This window comes from Acinetobacter sp. F9 (assembly GCF_019195275.1).
GTDB lineage: Bacteria > Pseudomonadota > Gammaproteobacteria > Pseudomonadales > Moraxellaceae > Acinetobacter > Acinetobacter pseudolwoffii.
Genome location: NZ_CP078068.1, coordinates 2,486,926 through 2,503,746 on the forward strand (window position 1 = coordinate 2,486,926; position 16,821 = coordinate 2,503,746).

Here is a 16,821-nt window from a genome sequence, read left to right on the forward strand (position 1 = left end):
ACATGCTTCATTTTAGCTTAGATATTGAGTTTCAAATACTTAAGCAGACTTTTTTTGAAGATTAAATTTTCAAGTTATTCTTAATTAATTAAATATCAGTGCCTTGCGGTTATGAGTGTATTTGGATAGAAACAGATTAACAAATCCTTTAACCTATAGGTGAGTTTTCAGCGTTCAGTAAATATAGAATCTTTGTTATTGATTGTATAAATTTGGTCGGCAGTGTTTTCTATATTCCATACATATTCAGAGAGGCAGACATGGAACTAAAACTGCTAGAGGTCGGTCAGAATACGGAGCTTTTAAGCTCATGTCGTATATCTCTCATTTTAGGCGTCTACACCTCCAATAATTTACTAGACACCTTCTGTAAGGTTGCCCGTAAAGTCCTAGGCGTTAAAACCAGTATTATTGGATTCCATATGGAGCCTTATATCTGGTACAGCTGTCCGCACGGTTTTCGGGCCTTGCATGCTCCGCAGGAAATTGCCATCCCTACATATCTGCAACAGGCAGATGTCATCGACCAGACTCATCCTGCTTATGCAGAATTGTCGAATTATGTGAAAGAGCTGGGTGTGGCGCATCACCGACTGGTCGCATTTAATTTAAAAGCGAATGCTGGTCAGCCGCTAGGTCAGGTGATTTTTTTTGATGATCAAACTGACAGGTTTGATCAGGATGATATTGAGACCGTTAAGCAATTTGCTGAAAGTTTAGTAATTCGAATCCAACTCAATGAAGAACATACTGAGCTGAAAGAACTATACGAACAGCAATGTGCACAAAACTTTAGTACAACCAAATTTTTCCAGATCATCGCACATGATCTGCGTGCGCCATTTCATGGCCTGCTGGGCTTTTCCGAAGTTCTGGCGCAGGAACGTGATACCTTGGATGAGTCCAGTATTCAGAGTATCGCGGATTATTTATATGATAATGCACAATCGACTTATAACTTGCTGGAAAGCTTGCTGACCTGGGCCATGGCTGAGGGTGGACGCTTTGTATATCATCCGATTAATTATGAACTCAAGCAATCCAGTAAAATTGTCTGCAGTGTATTGCACAGTCTGGCGTTGAATAAAAAAATTGAATTAATTGACAATATTCCCGAAGACATTAAAGTCCATGCGGATATCAATATGATTACTTCAGTGTTGCAGAATCTGGTCTCCAATGCGCTGAAATTCACCCCGGTTAATCAAGGCGGTAAAGTCATTTTAGAGGCAGAAATGGACGGTGAGCAGGTTAAAATCACCATTCAGGATACCGGTCTGGGCATGACTGAAGAGCAGATACAGAATCTGTTCAAGCCGACGTTGATGGTGAGTGTCCGAGGTACCGCTGAAGAGAAAGGTGCTGGTTTAGGTTTGGTATTGTGCAAGCGCTTTATTGATCTGAATCATGGTCAAATCGCGGTGGATTCAAAAGAAGGTCGAGGTACGACCTTTACGGTGCATTTGCCAATGGTCACCAATGATCATCAGGCACTGGTGCTTGAAGATCTGCATGCTGAGAAATCCTAAAAGATAATTTCAAACTAAAATCCTCCCCCTGAGACAAAACTCCTGCTATAACTAGGCAGAACGTTTCGGGGGAAGAGTTGAGTGATGAATGCGGCACAATTGCAAAAAACCTTAAGAGCAAGCCAATATGCTGAACAGGTATTGGCCAATCACCAGAGCCTCCTGGAACAGGATTATGCAATTGACCAGTTTCAGGCTGCACTCAGTCGGGAATATATTGATCAGCTGGTGCAGCACTGTATCCTGAATATTATAGATGAAGCCGCCTGGATGCGCGCCATGCGTATTCTGCGGGCCCGCCTGATGTTTCGCTGGATCTGGCAGGATGCCAATCAACTGACCGATGTGATTACCCTCACCCGAGAACTCTCCGATTTTGCCGATGCCTGTATTTGTGCAGCCAAAGATTTTGCCCGTATGCCGATTGCTGCCAAGTATGGCCAGCCGATTGCTTATAACGGAAAAGTTCAGGATCTTATTGTTATCGCTATGGGCAAACTCGGCGCGCAAGAACTTAATCTTTCCAGTGATATTGACCTGATTTTTGCCTTCGATGAACAGGGTGAAACCGATGGGCGCAAATGTATCGATGTGCAGCAGTTTTGCATCCTGTGGGGACAAAAACTGATTCACCTGCTGGATCAGATCACGGCGGATGGTTTTGTGTTCCGGGTCGATATGCGCCTGCGTCCTTGGGGTGATGGTTCAGCCCTGGCCATTAGTCATGTGGCCTTAGAGAAATACTTAAGTCAGCATGGCCGGGAATGGGAGCGCTACGCTTGGATCAAGGCGCGTGTTGTCAATCCAAGTCCGGAAGGTGATGCTCTGCTTGACATGACCCGTCCTTTTGTCTTTCGTAAATACGTGGATTACAGTGCTTTTGAAGCCATGCGCGAAATGAAAACCATGATCGAGCGTGAAGTCCAGCGGCGTAATATTGAAGATGATATCAAGCTCGGTGCTGGCGGTATTCGCGAAGTTGAATTTATCGTGCAGGTCTTTCAGCTGATTTATGGTGGAGCCAAACTTGAATTGCAGGATCGCCAATGTCTGGTCAATCTGAACCATCTCGATGATGCTGAACTCTTGGATGAACAGGCAGTCCAAGATCTGGAAGATGCCTATTTGTTCCTGCGCCGGGTGGAACATGCGATTCAGGCCTTAAACGATCAACAAACCCAATCTTTACCGACTGAGCCTGATTTACGTCAGCGAATGGTAGAGACCTTAGGTTTTGCAGACTGGTCAGATTTTATGACTGTCCTGAACCAGAAGCGAGCCAAAGTCATTTATCAGTTTGAGCATCTGATTAAGGAAAATGAACCGGAAGCCCAGGTCGAAAGTTTTGTCCAGCTGGAAAAGAAGCTCAACGATGTTCTGGATGATGCCGCCAAGAATCTGGTTCATGAATTCTGGCATGGTCATGCATTGAAAAAGCTACCGGCCAAGGCGATTCAACGTTTAAAAACCTTTTGGCCTTATCTGATTGAAGCGATTCTGGAGTCTGCCAAGCCGCAAATGGCGTTGTTGCGTCTCATGCCCTTGGTTGAGTCGGTGATGCGCCGTACTGTCTATCTGGTCATGCTGATTGAAAGTAAAGGCGCACTGCAACGACTGGTGAAAATGGCCACGGTGAGTCCCTGGATTTGTGAAGAACTCTCACAATATCCGGTATTGCTGGATGAGTTTCTGTCGATGGATTTTGAGTTACCGAAACGACAGGATCTGGAAGATTCTTTACGCCAGCAATTACTCCGTATTGAGATTGATCAGGTTGAAGATCAGATGCGGGTATTGCGCCTGTTTAAAAAATCTAATGTCTTGGCCGTCGCAGCCAGTGATGTTCTGGCTGAAAGTCCTTTGATGAAAGTTTCTGATGCCTTAACCGATATTGCCGAAGTATCTGTCAATGCAGCTCTGCATTTGGCCTATCAGATGGTGGCCAAAAGGCATGGTTTTCCCCTCGATGCCGAAGGCAAGCGCTGTTCAATCGAGCATACTGCCTTTGCGGTCATTGGTTATGGCAAGGTCGGTGGCATTGAACTGGGTTATGGCTCGGACTTGGATTTAGTATTTATTCATTTTATGGGAGAACAGGCCGATACGGATGGACTCAAGCCGATTAGTGGTTTTGAGTTTGCCATGCGCGTGGCACAAAAATTCATGTCATTGATGACCACGCAAACCCTGGATGGGCGGGTCTATGAAGTCGATACCCGTTTACGTCCTTCAGGTGAAGCAGGCCTTTTGGTCACCAGTCTGAAAGCCTTTGAACAATATCAGCTTAAGAGTGCCTGGTTATGGGAGCATCAAGCCTTGGTGCGCGCGCGTCCAATTGCGGGTGAGCTAAGCCTAAGACAAAAATTTGAAATCTTACGCCGTAATATTTTGATTCAGCCTCGTGATGAAAATTATGTGCGGGCAGAAGTACTAAAAATGCGTCAGAAAATGAAGGATCATCTGGGCTCCTCCAAAGCGCAGAAAAAAGATGGAATTTTTCATTTAAAACAAGATACAGGTGGTATCGTAGACATCGAATTTATGGCACAGTATGCGGTGTTGGCCTGGAGTGGGACGAATAAAGATCTCGCCCATTTCTCCGACAATGTAAGAATTCTTGAGGATACCGCAAAATCAGGTTGCTTATCCAGCGACGATGCGACTGCTCTGATTCAAGCTTATCTCAGTGAACGCGCCGAGAGCCACCGCTTAGCCCTTGCAAATCAATCCATGCAAGTGTCTGCAAGCGACTGGCACGATACCCGAATGACCGTTTGCAAGTTATGGCAAAGACTAATTGATCCAAGTGCAAGCTTTGCGCTGGATAGTGAATAATTGTGAAAAATTGGAGTTTGTGGCATGAATTTGGCTGATCGTGATGGTTTTATTTGGCAAGATGGACAACTGGTTGACTGGCGTGAGGCGAAAACCCACGTATTAACCCATACTTTGCATTACAGCATGGGTGTGTTTGAAGGCGTCCGAGCTTATGAAACTCCGAATGGAACGGCTATTTTCCGTCTAAAAGAACATACCAAGCGTTTGTTGAATTCTGCAAAAATTTATCAAATGAAAGTTCCATTTGATCATGCAACATTAGAACAAGCGCAAATTGATGTGGTGCGTGAAAATAAACTGGCATCTTGCTATTTACGTCCAATCCTTTTTATTGGTTCTGAAAAACTGGGTATTGCTGCAACTGATAACACGATTCATGCTGTGGTTGCGGCATGGAGCTGGGGTGCTTACTTGGGTGAAGAAGCCATGGCGAAGGGTATTCGCGTGAAAACTTCATCATTTACCCACCATCATCCAAACGTGACCATGTGTAAAGCCAAAGCATCTGGGAACTACACGCTGTCGATTCTGGCGCATCAGGAAGTCGCGCATTCGGGTTATGATGAAGCCATGTTGCTCGATCCACAAGGCTATGTATGCCAGGGGTCAGGCGAAAACGTATTCCTGGTGACTGACGGTGTAATTCATACCCCTGATATTGCCGGTGGTGCGCTGGATGGTATTACCCGTCAAACCATTATTACCATTGCCAAAGACTTGGGTTATGACGTGGTTGAACGCCGTATTACCCGTGATGAATTCTATATTGCCGATGAAGCGTTCTTTACCGGTACTGCTGCGGAAGTGACACCAATCCGTGAATATGATGACCGTCAAATTGGTGAAGGTGTCCGTGGCCCAATCACGACGCAAATCCAAAAAGCTTATTTTGATGCAGTTCAGGGTAAAGATCCTAAATATGCACATTGGCTAACTTACGTGAAATAAGTAATAATTTACTGATTGAAAAAACCTCTCATTTGAGAGGTTTTTTTTAAGGGATATACTTATTCTGCCGAACTTATGTCATCATATTCGGTATCCAGAAGATTTTAAGATGAGCTTAGGCATACGCAATGAGTAACATCGTTATTTGTATGAAATGGGGAACCAAATACGGTTCTGAATACGTCAATCGTTTATACAACATGGTTAAACGACATACAATAGTCGATTTCAAAATGGTCTGTCTGACGGATCGTACGGAAGGAATTAATTCTGAAGTACAATGTTTCCCAATTCCACCTTTGGCATTGCCTGAAGGTGCGCCTGAGCGTGGCTGGAATAAGCTGTCTACTTTTGAACCGGATTTATATGGTTTAGAGGGCAATGCGCTATTTCTCGATCTTGATGTGGTGATTGTCGATAACATCGATGAGTTTTTTAGCTATCCGGGTGATTTTCTGATTATTCATGACTGGAAACGTCCTTGGCGGATTACTGGTAACAGTTCGGTGTATCGTTTTAAACTGGGTGCATTTCCGGGACTTTTACCGTATTTCCGTGAAAATTTTGATGAAATCCGTCAAAAATTCCGTAATGAGCAGGCTTATTTGTCTTGGTATGTAGATAAAGAGGGCAAGCAGACTTATTGGCCGGAAAGCTGGTGTAAGAGTTATAAATATCATTGCCTGCAAAAAATTCCGATGGCTTATTTCAAGCCCCCAGTGAAGCCTGAAGGTGCTAAAATTATTGTGTTCCATGGTGAAATTAATCCACCGGATGCAGTGAATGGTGGTGGCGGGAAATGGTATCGTTATGTGTTGCCATCGCAGTGGATTAAGGATGCTTGGCAGTAGTAATTTATGAGTGATAGATTGAATCAGCAACAACGGCCATATCGTTTAAGTGTGGTCATGATTGTTAAAAATGAAGCAAAAAATTTAGAATTATCTTTACCTGCATTAAAAGGCTGGATTGATGAGCTGATTGTTTTAGATTCTGGTAGTACAGATCACAGTCAGTCATTGGTTGAAACTATGGGTGGGAAATGGTTTATAAATACACCTTGGCCAGGCTTTGGTAAGCAAAGACAAATTGCACAAAATTATGCTAGTGGTGATTGGATTTTAGCTCTTGATGCAGATGAAGTTATTACTGACGAATTAAAAAATAGTATTATAAAGGTTATTCAGCAGAAACCAGAAAATACAGTATATGGCGTGAAACGTCTAGATTGTGTGTTTGGTCATCAGATTGATAATCCAGCTTGGCCCGTTAAAGCACATTGGCGTTTATATCCAAAAAAATTCCAATACAATGATAATCTAGTTCATGAATCTGTAGTACTTGATGATGCATTGACACAGACTTTATCGGGTTTTATGTTGCATCAAACTGCACCAACACCCAAATTCTGGTTAGAAAAACGTTTAGATTATGCGAAAGCATGGGCTGTAGACCGTGAGCAACGTGGAAAATCGATTGGTATTTGGGGGGTATTTTTCCATACACTCTGGGCATTTATTAAGCAGTATTTGATTGATGGCCGTTTCTTAATGGGCCAATATGGTTTCATTTACTCTCTCTTATTTACGCAATATACTTTTAATAAATATGCAATTTTATATGATTTGAAGAATAATCGTGCGCTGAAAACATTTAATCAATCGCTAGAAAATATTAAAAAACTCAGGCCAATTGATCAGTCTGAGAAGAAGTCTACAGTATCGTTGGTGATGATTGCGAAGAATGAATCAAAACATTTAGCTGCATGTTTAGAAACTGTACATGATCTTGTGGATGAAATTATTATTCTGGACTCAGGAAGTACAGATCAAACCGAAGAAATTGCAAAGCGTTTCGGAGCGAAATGGTATGTCAATTGTGATTGGAAAGGCTTTGGGATTCAGCGTCAGATTGCACAAAGTTATGCCACTCAAGATTATGTGCTTGTTTTAGATCCGGATGAGCGGCTTGATCAATCTCTCCGTGAGTCTATTATTGAAGTTTTGAAGCAGCCACTTCAAACCGATAAAGTCTTTAGTTTTGCACGCGTGAATCAATTTTGTGGTGTGGAAGTGCAAAAACGTTTTTGGTATGCAGACAGATTAGGGCGTTTATATGCCAATAAATCTTTTCAATATTCATCATTAGAGGTTCATGAATCTTTAGACCAGAAGAATGTACCTTCTGTGAAATTGAATGGGTATTTAGAACACTTAACTAATGATGATTTGCATCATTTTTTAGTAAAAAATATTCGCTATAGCCATGATTGGGCATCGGATAAGTTTAAGCATGGTAAGCAAGTTAGTTTGCTTTCTAGTGTATTGCGAGCGATCTTCTCATTTATTCGAGAATATATAATTCGAGGTGACTTTTTGGGTGGGGCATACGGCTATTTACTTGCGATGGCATCTATGGGCTATACCTTAGATAAATATTTGATGTTGTGGCACATGAATAAAGAGAAAAAATAACGTGAATATTTTAATTGCAAATATGTCATCTATACCGGTTTATGCTTACGGTGGAACTGAACGGGTAATTTGGGATTTAGGTAAGCAATTGGTAAATTTTGGTCATCAGGTTACTTTTTTAGTACCTAAAGGTTCTCATTGTAACTTTGCCAAAGTGATTGAAATGGATCCACACAAATCTATTGCTGCCCAAATTCCAGATAATATTGATGTTGCTCATTTTCAATTTCAGCCAGATGTTACCGGTTTGGATGTACCTTATGTAGTGACTGAACATGGTAATGCCCAGCTTGAAGAGCGTTTAAATTCGAATACGATATTTGTTTCTCGTGATCATGCACAAAGACATAGTTCTGACTCTTATGTATTAAATGGCTTGGATTGGTCTAATTATGGTGAAGTGGACTGGGCGCGAAAGCGAAATTACTATCACTTTTTAGGTAAAGCTGCTTGGCGTTTGAAAAATGTTAAAGGAGCGATTCATATTGCAAAAAAGGCTAACCAGCAGTTACATGTTTTAGGTGGTGATCGTTTTAATTTTAAACGTGGTCTGCGCTTAACATTCTCTTCTCAAATTAAGTTTCATGGCATGGTGGGCGGTCAAGAGAAACTTTCACTGTTAAATGGTTCGAAAGGATTGATTTTTCCTGTTCGTTGGCATGAGCCTTTTGGACTTGCTATTATCGAAAGTATGTATTTTGGTGGTCCTGTTTTTTCAACGCCGTATGGTGCAATTCCTGAATTGGTACCGGGTGAATGTGGCGTATTATCAAATAATGCTGAAGTATTAATTGATGCTATTAATACTCAGAAATTTGATCCCTTATATTGTCAGCAACATGTTGTAGACCAATTTAATGCTGAAAAAATGGCGCAAGGATACTTGGAAAAATATGAGCAGGTCATGAAAGGGTTAACACTGAATCCGCATCAACCCTATTTAATGAGTGAATGTCAAAACTTGGAATGGCATCAATAACCGATTACATATTTAGAAGAAAAGTCGAGCTATTCTTCTAAACCAAGTGAAATATCTAAATTGCCCGGGCAATATGGTGGCTCAGTGTGTAAAGGATAGCCATTTAGAACTTGTTCATAATATTCAAGATATTTTTTACTCATTACAAGATGATTAAATTGATCTCGGGCATATTCATGACAAGCTTTACGGCTGAATTGGTCAATATTTTTGAGTGCCTCAACCATTTCACTTTTGCTAGAGGTACTGAGCCCAACTTCGGGAATAATAAGTTCAGGTACAGAACCATGATGGCTTCCAATAACAGGACAACCTAAATATAAGCTTTCAATCATAGCAAGCCCGAAAGCTTCATGAATTAAAACAGGAAAAATTAATGCTTGTGAATCTCTGATTACTGCATTTTTTTCCTCACCTCCAATCATGCCATGGAAACTAAGGTCTTTACCGGCATAAAAGTAAGGTTGGTATTTACCATTACGTTTCCATTTTAAGCTAATACGGTTACTGCCAAGTATGTGTAATGGCGTATTGGCTCTACGTGCAATTTCAATACTATCTTTTAAGTTCTTATCACGATATTTAGCATTGGCTAAAAAGTGAATGTAATTTTTAGGCTTGTCTAAGTTTGGTTGGCCATAGTCATCCCAAAATAGTCCATTGTAAACAAATGCTTGAGCACCACTTCGTTGCGCATGTTTTTGACCTAAAAAAATTGTATTTTGTGGAAATTTTTTTGGTGTTAATTGTTGGTTGTGGGTTGTGCAAACATAGGGTGTTTTAAGATTGCCTTCAAATAAAAAATGAAAGTGGATAACATCTGCCCAGCCTTCAACTTGTTCTTCTAGTGTTTTTGATGGATTAAAAGTAAGAGCATCTGGATGACTATTATGGCTTTTAGTCATGAATTTTACTTTATGCCCCAGTGCTGTTTGTCCTAAATATAAAGCCCATAAAACACGTTCAGTACCGCCATATTTAGGCGGAGGGACAGGCATGCGAGTTAGCAGAACGTGTAGTATTTTCATATATTAGCCAATATTTATCTAAGCAAAGGTTTAATCTTGAAAGAAATTATAAATCTAATTGGAAAAATTAAGAATTATCATTGGACAAAAACATGTAAAATATTAAATACGAGAAAGAGTGAAGAATACTAACGAGGATTGTGTGAATTGCTTTGTAATTAGTCTCCATGATGCAATAGATAGGCGCAAACATATTATTGATGAATTTGGCAAAGCGCAGGTAGATTTTGATTTTTTTGATGCCTTAAGACCTAATGAAGCAAAACAAGCTTTATTAGAGATTTCAATAAACTGTGATCTTGAGCGGCTTAGTCCAGGTGAAAAAGCCTGTTTAGCAAGTCATGTGGTTTTGTGGAAGAAACTATTAGAAAGTAAACAGGAATTCTATCTTGTATTTGAAGATGATGTATTTTTGGGAAAGGATGCTGCACAATTTTTCAATGAAATAGAACAATACTTAGCTGAAGTAGATTTGATTAAATTAGAGACTTTTCAAGAAAAAGTACTATTAGGCAGAAGAAAAACAACTATTTTCAATAGAAATTTATCTCTTTTAAAATCAGGTCATAGTGGTACGGCTGGTTATTTGGTTACAAGAGCGGGTGCTAAAAAACTAATTGACTATTTGAATACAAATAATCAAATTATGCCGGCTGATCACTATATGTTTGAAGATGTAGCTAAAGAGTTTGATTTTACGACTTATCAGGTAGAACCTGCTCTGTGTATACAAGAAAAAGTTTTATTAGAGGAATGTCAATTATCGAATTCCCTCGACCAGGCACGTGAAAATTGGATATTAGTCAAAAGTAAGAAAAGCTTGATTAGGCGAATTCTTCGCGAACTAAGACGCTTCTTACTGAAACAAAAGTTAAAATATTTTTCAAAAATTGTTGATTTTAAATAGGCAGTATTAAACATGAGTAATACCATCTTACCAGATATTCATGCGCTATGGATTGGAGAAAAATTAGGACCTATCACTAGATGTTGTCTAAAGTCTTTTGTTCAGCATGGTCATCAGGTGATATTGCATACATATAGTGAGATTGTTGATATTCCAGAGGATATTATTATTTCAGATGCTAATAAAATTATTAATCAGGATAAAATAATAAAGCATAAAAAAACTGGTAGTTATGCTCTTTTTTCTGATATTTTTCGGTATGAATTGTTAAAGAAAATAAAGGGTAATGGAATTTATGTAGATTGTGATGTTTATTGTATACGTCCAATGCATCAAGAAAAATATATCTTAGCTTTTGAAGATGATTATAAAATAAATGGGGCAGTTCTAGCTTTACCAGAAGATTCTCAAGTTTTAGAGAATTTATTAACTGCAGCTTATGATCCATATTTTATTCCACCTTGGTATTCTAAAGGTAAGCAACTTAGATTTAAAATTAAAAAATTATTTGGTATGTCTCGTCATATTTCAGAAATGCCATGGGGGGTTATTGGCCCAGAAGCTATTACTTATTATATAAAAGAAAATAATTTTTTAAGTTATGTAAAACCTATAGATTATTATTATCCGATCCATTTTCATTGTATTAGCAAATTATTAGATCCAGAATTGACTTTAGAGGATCTAATTACGCATAGAACACAGTGTATTCACTTATATAATGAAATGCTCAAGAATGTTAATTTAACTAATATTCCTGAAAGTTGTATTTTAAGTAAAATGTTAGAAAATAATTTAGAAATTAATGAGTAATGATTGAAATGGTTGCATTAAGTGGTAAAACTAAAATTAAAGTTGGTTTAATCGTTGATGAATATTTTGGTGCAGCTGGTACTGCATTTGGTGGTTATGGTTTTTTGGCTAGAAGGTATATTGCAAAATATCTTCCAAATACAGAAATTGAAGTTGAAGTTTTATTGGGGAAAGGTAAGTTTTATTTCAAATCTGAAAATAATAGTGTAGATGGAGTTAATGTTTATCGGTTACCTAAAAAGAGATGGTTTGCTTCACGATGGCTTCAAAAAAAAACTATGATCTATATTTAAGTATTGAACTAACTTACAGTTATGTTTTAGAGTGTGAAAGAGATATAAAGAAAAAGCTAATTTTATGGATACAAGATCCTCGTCCACAATATGAATGGGAGGAAATCAATACAGTTAAATTATTTCCTGAACCATCTTATTATAATCAAAAAATTTATGATTTAGTAAATTCATGGTATAAAAACGATCGAGTTAAATTTGTCAGTCAGGGATATTTTCTTAGTAGTAAAGCTATTGACCTATACGATTTAGACAAAGGTATTCAAATTGACTATCTTCCAAATCCAATTGAGATTGATAATAGTTTTGATTATGACATAATGAAAAAAGAAAATATAATTATATTTTTAGGTAGAATTGAATCAGTTAAAAGAGGATGGTTGTTTTGTGAAATAGCAAAAATGATGCCTCAATATCAATTTTATATTTTAGGTAAAACATTTAGAGATGATGGTAAGAATTCGAAAATAATGGAAGAATATTATAAGTTACCCAATTTACACTTTGCTGGACATGTTGATGGTGATGAAAAAACTTCTTATTTAAAACGTGCTAAAATTTTAATCAATACTTCTATTCACGAAGCATTACCAATATCATTTCTGGAAGCTCTTTCTTACGGTACTCTTCTCGTTAGTAACCGTAATCCAGAAAATTTGACAAGTAAATTTGGTATTTTTGTCGGCGATGTATTGGGAGATGGTTATGATAAAGTTCATCTTTATTGTGAAGCTGTAGATAAATTAATGAATAATAATTTACTTAGTGAAAAAATGGCTAATGAAGCAATAGAATATATAAAAGAAATACATAATGTCGAAGATTTTTCTAAAAATATGAGGAAAATAATTTTGGAAGAAATCAGAAGAGAATATGATTAATTAAATACTAATAAAGCTGTTTTTTTATAGATCTCTTTCATAAATCAAAAAAGGTGGTCGTTTTTTGATTTATGAAAGAGGTCTATTATGCTGTTATATGATTTTAAAAGTAAGTTGGTATCGTGAATTATATTGAAGACTTTACTTTTGATTTTCTAAATCATATAAATTTTGATGTGCTTTAATGTTCCTAAACCTTTTATACCCCCACAAATACTGTTCTGGAGCGACATTAATCATGCGCTCCATTTCTTTATTTAAAGTATCGACAGAAAGCTGTAAATCCTTAGATAAAATATCATTTGATAATTCAGTCACGTAAATATCATAACCCGATAAATCATCACGTCTTAAACAACTGAGTCCAACCACAGAGCATTGTGTTTTAGCCGCAAGTTTGGAAAGAAGCGTGGAAGATAGCGCATTTTGACCATAAAAATAAGAATAGATTCCACCAGATTCTTTCGGGACATGATCCGGTAAAATCGCAGAAAAACCACCCTGTTTGAGATGCTTAAATAAAGCGCGTACACCAGAGTCATCAGTCGGAACCAGTGTTGCATTCAGACGTTGCCGAGCTTCCAGCATAAAGCGATCGACATCTTCATTTTTGCTGGGCTTATACATAATCACAGGAGAGGTATGTTGATTGACCCAGACATTCAACAGCTCCCAAGTACCAAAATGGGGAACCACCGCCAAGCAGCCATGCGGGTTTTTTAAAGCCTGAATAAATAAATCTGCACCATGCACATCTCGAATTAAAGACAATGCATAATCTGGTGATGAACCCCAAATCTTGACCGATTCCGCATAGGTCATACACTGACTTTTCAGGCTGCGTTTGCTTAAATCAGCGCGTTCAGATTCCGAAAGTTCAGGATAGGCAGAGGCCAGATTAATCTCAGTTACTCGGCGTGCAGAAGAATGGCTGAGATACAAAAGAGATCCAGCCAGTTGTGCAAGATTTTGAATAAATCTTAATGGAAATTTGGAGAAATTTTTGAGTAAGGTGTACATGCTATCCAGAGCGTCAGATTATAGGTCTTTATCTGGATTGCCCTTCAGCACCATATAAATCAAACCGACGAAAATCAGTAAGGCACCTAAAATACTGCTCAGGCAGAAATACACAATACGTTCATTGGTATCGAGGTTGAACAGGTTGTTGGCAAGGATATAACGCATGAACAGCCATTGAACCACTGAAAATACAATAAGCATAATGCTGCGATTACGAACTGCAGGACGCATAGCCATTGCGAATTACCTTAGATTAAAAACTATCGCTATTATGCCACTGTTCCAGAGTCGACTCAATCACACAAAAAAAGCCCCGCGCAAGGCAGGGCTTTTCACTTAAATCTTCAAGAATTATTCTTGAGATTCAGCTTTTGGTTTTTCACGTAAGCGAATACCAAGGTCACGCAGTTGGTTTGATTCAACTGGTGCCGGTGCTTGCGTCAATGGACATTCCGCAGTTTTGGTTTTCGGGAATGCGATCACGTCACGGATTGAAGATGCACCAGTCATCAACATTACCAGACGGTCAAGACCGAATGCCAAGCCACCATGTGGAGGCGCGCCATAACGTAAAGCATTGAGCAAGAAGCTGAATTTCTCTTCCGCTTCTTCTTCATCAATGCCTAAAGCTTCAAAAATCGCTTTTTGCATTTCAAGGTTATGAATACGCAGCGAACCACCACCCACTTCAGTACCGTTCAATACCATATCGTAAGCAACAGAAAGTGCAGCACCCGGGTTGTTCTTCACCTCTTCAACGCTTGATTTCGGTAGCGTGAATGGGTGATGCACAGAGGTCCATTTTCCATCATCAGTTTCTTCGAACATCGGGAAGTCAACGACCCAAAGCGGTGCCCACTCACATGTTGCCAATTTCATGTCATGACCGACTTTAATACGTAAAGCACCCATCGCATCGTTTACGATTTTGGCTTTGTCCGCACCAAAGAATACGATGTCGCCATTTTCAGCACCCACACGTTGCAACAGATCCAGCACGATTGGCTCGATGAATTTCACGATTGGAGACTGAAGACCTTCGATACCTTTTTCAAGTTCGTTAACTTTGATATAAGCGAGACCTTTTGCACCGTAGATGCCGACAAATTTGGTGTATTCATCAATCTGGCTACGTGGCAATGAACCTGCGCCCGGTACGCGAAGCGCAACGATACGGCCTTTCGGGTCTTTAGCAGGACCTGCGAATACTTTGAATTCAACGTCTTGCATCATATCTGCAACGTCAACCAGTTTCAAAGGAATACGCATATCCGGTTTGTCAGATGCATAGTCACGCATTGCATCGGCATAAGTCATACGTGGGAATTTGTCGAATTCAACATTTAAAAGTTCTTTGAACATTTTAACTGTCAAGGTTTCCATCAAATCCATAATGTCATCGTCACTCATGAACGATGTTTCAACGTCAATCTGGGTAAATTCTGGCTGACGATCTGCACGCAGGTCTTCGTCACGGAAACATTTTGCGATTTGGTAGTAACGATCGATACCGCCGACCATCAACAACTGTTTGAATAGCTGTGGAGATTGTGGCAGTGCATAGAAGCTACCGTTTGATACACGGCTTGGTACCAAATAGTCACGCGCGCCTTCTGGGGTTGCACGGGTCAAAATAGGCGTTTCAACGTCTAGGAAACCATTGTCTTCGAAGTAGTTACGAATCAGGTTGGTCAATTTAGAACGGAAACGTAGGCGATCTAACATTTCTGGACGACGGATGTCCAAGAAACGGTATTTCAAACGAATTTCTTCAGAAATATTGGTGTTTTCGTCATTCAAAGGGAATGGCGGAGTGTCTGACTGAGCAAGAACTTCAATTTCTTTACCCAAGACTTCGATCTGACCGCTCACCATATTGGCATTTTCTGTGCCTTCATAACGGCGACGTACACGGCCTGTAATTTTTAATACGAATTCTGAACGTACTTTGTCCGCAGTTGCGAATGCTTCAGGGGTATCCGGGTCAATAACCACTTGAACAAGACCGTCACGGTCACGCATATCAAGGAAAATCACACCACCGTGGTCACGGCGACGGTGAACCCAACCGCATAATGTTACAGTCTGGTCAATTTGAGTTTCGGTTAAAGAACCGCAGTAATGAGTTCGCATCATAGCGTTAGAAATCCAACTATATGGGTTAAGGTCAGCGAATACGTAAACAGCGTACCGCTTTGAGTAGAGGTAGGATTATGCCTCTTTGGGCATGTTGTCACAAGAACTTGGGTCAAAAACAATATCATTTTAAAGTGAATGAGATAAAAGCCAGCACTTTGCTTAGCCCATCCGGCGATCGCGATCTAAAAATAAAAACAGCAAACAGCCCAGACTAAAGGTGATCAGAAAACCCTGACTGAATTGATTGATGGAACGGCCGGTAAAATAGTACAGATCGGATTGCCAGACTTCTGTAGAGATATAACGTGCATAATCCCAGACTGAAAATAGGCCAGTGAATATCGAAAACAGCAATAATCCGCAGGCATAAGCTTTGATTTTCAGGTTCACTGCCAGATATTGCTGATGTTTTTTATAGTAATGCACGCTCATCCACAGCATAAACGGTAAGGCCAGAAAGGAAGTGCCGATTTGTAAAATTCGATGCAGCGGATAACTGTGTCCAAAAAGCTGAAATGGTCGTGCTAGAAAATCATGAAAAGCAAAAGTACGAAAGTCTACATGAGTCAAACCATCCCAGATTAAATGCGTGGCAGTACCGATGATCACCGCCAGACACATCACCAGGATGAATTTTAGTGCTGAAAGGATATTGTGAATCTTTAAATCATGCTGAATACCGATGAAACGGTAAATTACGGGCCGGTAAATCAGGTACCAGACGGCACAAAAAGCCAGACCGATCCAGAGATCCGGATGAATCAGCGAAGACCATAAATGGGTGATATTAGAATTAGTATGAGTAAACAGGCGATGCAGATCGGGAACCATGCTGCCAATGGCCAGCGCAGCAACAGGGAGTCTATTTCCAGTTAAATATGAAATAGGGGGAGCAAGCACAGCATGCGATAAGGTAAAGGGCATAAAGACAATGTTTTAATGTAATCAAAAATATTCAAAGGACATTCT

At 39.5% G+C, this 16,821-nt stretch carries 15 protein-coding genes; 10 read left to right on the plus strand and 5 right to left on the minus strand.

What is annotated here, in order from left to right; translation table 11 throughout:
• The first annotated feature begins 260 nt into the window (after nucleotides 1-260).
• The 6 genes from KT990_RS11860 to KT990_RS11885 all read left to right on the plus strand — a co-directional run bounded on the left by KT990_RS11860 (nucleotide 261) and on the right by KT990_RS11885 (nucleotide 8,768).
• Nucleotides 261-1,529: a GAF domain-containing sensor histidine kinase gene (locus tag KT990_RS11860; RefSeq protein ID WP_005172643.1), complete on the plus strand. Its 1,269-nt coding sequence runs from the start codon at nucleotides 261-263 to the stop codon at nucleotides 1,527-1,529.
• A gap of 84 nt (nucleotides 1,530-1,613) precedes the next feature.
• Nucleotides 1,614-4,364: a bifunctional [glutamate--ammonia ligase]-adenylyl-L-tyrosine phosphorylase/[glutamate--ammonia-ligase] adenylyltransferase gene (gene glnE / locus KT990_RS11865; RefSeq protein ID WP_180075562.1), complete on the plus strand. Its 2,751-nt coding sequence runs from the start codon at nucleotides 1,614-1,616 to the stop codon at nucleotides 4,362-4,364.
• A gap of 24 nt (nucleotides 4,365-4,388) precedes the next feature.
• Nucleotides 4,389-5,315, plus strand: a complete 927-nt coding sequence (locus KT990_RS11870; RefSeq protein ID WP_074384043.1) for a branched-chain amino acid transaminase — start codon at nucleotides 4,389-4,391, stop codon at nucleotides 5,313-5,315.
• A gap of 128 nt (nucleotides 5,316-5,443) precedes the next feature.
• Nucleotides 5,444-6,166 carry a glycosyltransferase gene (locus KT990_RS11875; protein WP_218208831.1) on the plus strand — a complete coding sequence of 241 codons (723 nt, stop codon included), beginning with the start codon at nucleotides 5,444-5,446 and terminating at the stop codon, nucleotides 6,164-6,166.
• 57 nt (nucleotides 6,167-6,223) lie between these two features.
• The gene (locus tag KT990_RS11880; RefSeq protein ID WP_416378416.1) at nucleotides 6,224-7,789 is read left to right on the plus strand and encodes a glycosyltransferase family 2 protein; all 1,566 of its coding nucleotides are present in this window, start codon (nucleotides 6,224-6,226) and stop codon (nucleotides 7,787-7,789) included.
• 1 nt (nucleotide 7,790) lies between these two features.
• Complete coding sequence (locus KT990_RS11885; RefSeq protein WP_218208833.1) at nucleotides 7,791-8,768, plus strand: glycosyltransferase; 978 nt, start codon at nucleotides 7,791-7,793, stop codon at nucleotides 8,766-8,768.
• 29 nt (nucleotides 8,769-8,797) lie between these two features.
• Here the strand turns inward: KT990_RS11885 and KT990_RS11890 are convergent, their stop codons facing one another.
• Complete coding sequence (locus KT990_RS11890; protein WP_218208834.1) at nucleotides 8,798-9,796, minus strand: glycosyltransferase family 4 protein; 999 nt, start codon at nucleotides 9,794-9,796, stop codon at nucleotides 8,798-8,800.
• Nucleotides 9,797-9,914: 118 nt separating this feature from the next.
• Between KT990_RS11890 and KT990_RS11895 the strand changes: the two genes are divergently transcribed.
• Genes KT990_RS11895 through KT990_RS11905 form a run of 4 tightly spaced genes read left to right on the plus strand, consistent with a single transcriptional unit; the run spans nucleotide 9,915 to nucleotide 12,690 of the window.
• Nucleotides 9,915-10,703, plus strand: coding sequence for a glycosyltransferase family 25 protein (locus tag KT990_RS11895; protein ID WP_218208835.1), 789 nt, complete (start codon nucleotides 9,915-9,917; stop codon nucleotides 10,701-10,703).
• Between the two features lie 12 nt (nucleotides 10,704-10,715).
• Nucleotides 10,716-11,516, plus strand: coding sequence for a capsular polysaccharide synthesis protein (locus KT990_RS11900; RefSeq protein WP_218208836.1), 801 nt, complete (start codon nucleotides 10,716-10,718; stop codon nucleotides 11,514-11,516).
• On the plus strand, nucleotides 11,516-11,809 hold the full coding sequence (locus KT990_RS13550) for a hypothetical protein (RefSeq protein WP_228730806.1): 294 nt from the start codon (nucleotides 11,516-11,518) through the stop codon (nucleotides 11,807-11,809). Before KT990_RS11900 ends, KT990_RS13550 begins: the two co-directional genes overlap by 1 nt.
• Nucleotides 11,776-12,690 (plus strand): glycosyltransferase family 4 protein, encoded by a 915-nt coding sequence (locus KT990_RS11905; protein WP_228730807.1) that lies wholly within the window; start codon nucleotides 11,776-11,778, stop codon nucleotides 12,688-12,690. The genes KT990_RS13550 and KT990_RS11905 overlap by 34 nt, the downstream gene beginning before the upstream one ends.
• Nucleotides 12,691-12,831: 141 nt before the next feature.
• Here the strand turns inward: KT990_RS11905 and KT990_RS11910 are convergent, their stop codons facing one another.
• The 4 genes from KT990_RS11910 to KT990_RS11925 form a co-directional block, all read right to left on the minus strand.
• Nucleotides 12,832-13,710, minus strand: a complete 879-nt coding sequence (locus KT990_RS11910) for a lysophospholipid acyltransferase family protein (protein ID WP_218208837.1) — start codon at nucleotides 13,708-13,710, stop codon at nucleotides 12,832-12,834.
• 18 nt (nucleotides 13,711-13,728) lie between these two features.
• Entirely contained in the window at nucleotides 13,729-13,950 is a 222-nt protein-coding gene (locus tag KT990_RS11915) for a hypothetical protein (protein WP_004733007.1), read from the minus strand.
• A 114-nt stretch (nucleotides 13,951-14,064) separates the two neighbouring features.
• Nucleotides 14,065-15,849 (minus strand): aspartate--tRNA ligase, encoded by a 1,785-nt coding sequence (gene aspS, locus KT990_RS11920; RefSeq protein WP_180101163.1) that lies wholly within the window; start codon nucleotides 15,847-15,849, stop codon nucleotides 14,065-14,067.
• Nucleotides 15,850-16,011: 162 nt separating this feature from the next.
• Nucleotides 16,012-16,776, minus strand: a complete 765-nt coding sequence (locus KT990_RS11925) for a DUF4184 family protein (RefSeq protein ID WP_218208838.1) — start codon at nucleotides 16,774-16,776, stop codon at nucleotides 16,012-16,014.
• Nucleotides 16,777-16,821: the final 45 nt, after the last annotated feature.

What these genes read in the sequence shown, in the direction of transcription:
- KT990_RS11915 (WP_004733007.1), bottom strand. Translation starts at nt 13,950, where the DNA reads ATGGCTATGCGTCCTGCAGTTCGTAATCGCAGCATTATGCTTATTGTA.
- KT990_RS11890 (WP_218208834.1), bottom strand. Translation starts at nt 9,796, where the DNA reads ATGAAAATACTACACGTTCTGCTAACTCGCATGCCTGTCCCTCCGCCT.
- aspS (WP_180101163.1), bottom strand. Translation starts at nt 15,849, where the DNA reads ATGATGCGAACTCATTACTGCGGTTCTTTAACCGAAACTCAAATTGAC.
- KT990_RS11905 (WP_228730807.1), top strand. Translation starts at nt 11,776, where the DNA reads ATGGCTTCAAAAAAAAACTATGATCTATATTTAAGTATTGAACTAACT.
- KT990_RS11875 (WP_218208831.1), top strand. Translation starts at nt 5,444, where the DNA reads ATGAGTAACATCGTTATTTGTATGAAATGGGGAACCAAATACGGTTCT.
- KT990_RS11925 (WP_218208838.1), bottom strand. Translation starts at nt 16,776, where the DNA reads ATGCCCTTTACCTTATCGCATGCTGTGCTTGCTCCCCCTATTTCATAT.
- KT990_RS11880 (WP_416378416.1), top strand. Translation starts at nt 6,224, where the DNA reads ATGATTGTTAAAAATGAAGCAAAAAATTTAGAATTATCTTTACCTGCA.
- KT990_RS11900 (WP_218208836.1), top strand. Translation starts at nt 10,716, where the DNA reads ATGAGTAATACCATCTTACCAGATATTCATGCGCTATGGATTGGAGAA.
- KT990_RS11870 (WP_074384043.1), top strand. Translation starts at nt 4,389, where the DNA reads ATGAATTTGGCTGATCGTGATGGTTTTATTTGGCAAGATGGACAACTG.
- KT990_RS13550 (WP_228730806.1), top strand. Translation starts at nt 11,516, where the DNA reads ATGATTGAAATGGTTGCATTAAGTGGTAAAACTAAAATTAAAGTTGGT.
- glnE (WP_180075562.1), top strand. Translation starts at nt 1,614, where the DNA reads ATGAATGCGGCACAATTGCAAAAAACCTTAAGAGCAAGCCAATATGCT.
- KT990_RS11910 (WP_218208837.1), bottom strand. Translation starts at nt 13,710, where the DNA reads ATGTACACCTTACTCAAAAATTTCTCCAAATTTCCATTAAGATTTATT.
- KT990_RS11860 (WP_005172643.1), top strand. Translation starts at nt 261, where the DNA reads ATGGAACTAAAACTGCTAGAGGTCGGTCAGAATACGGAGCTTTTAAGC.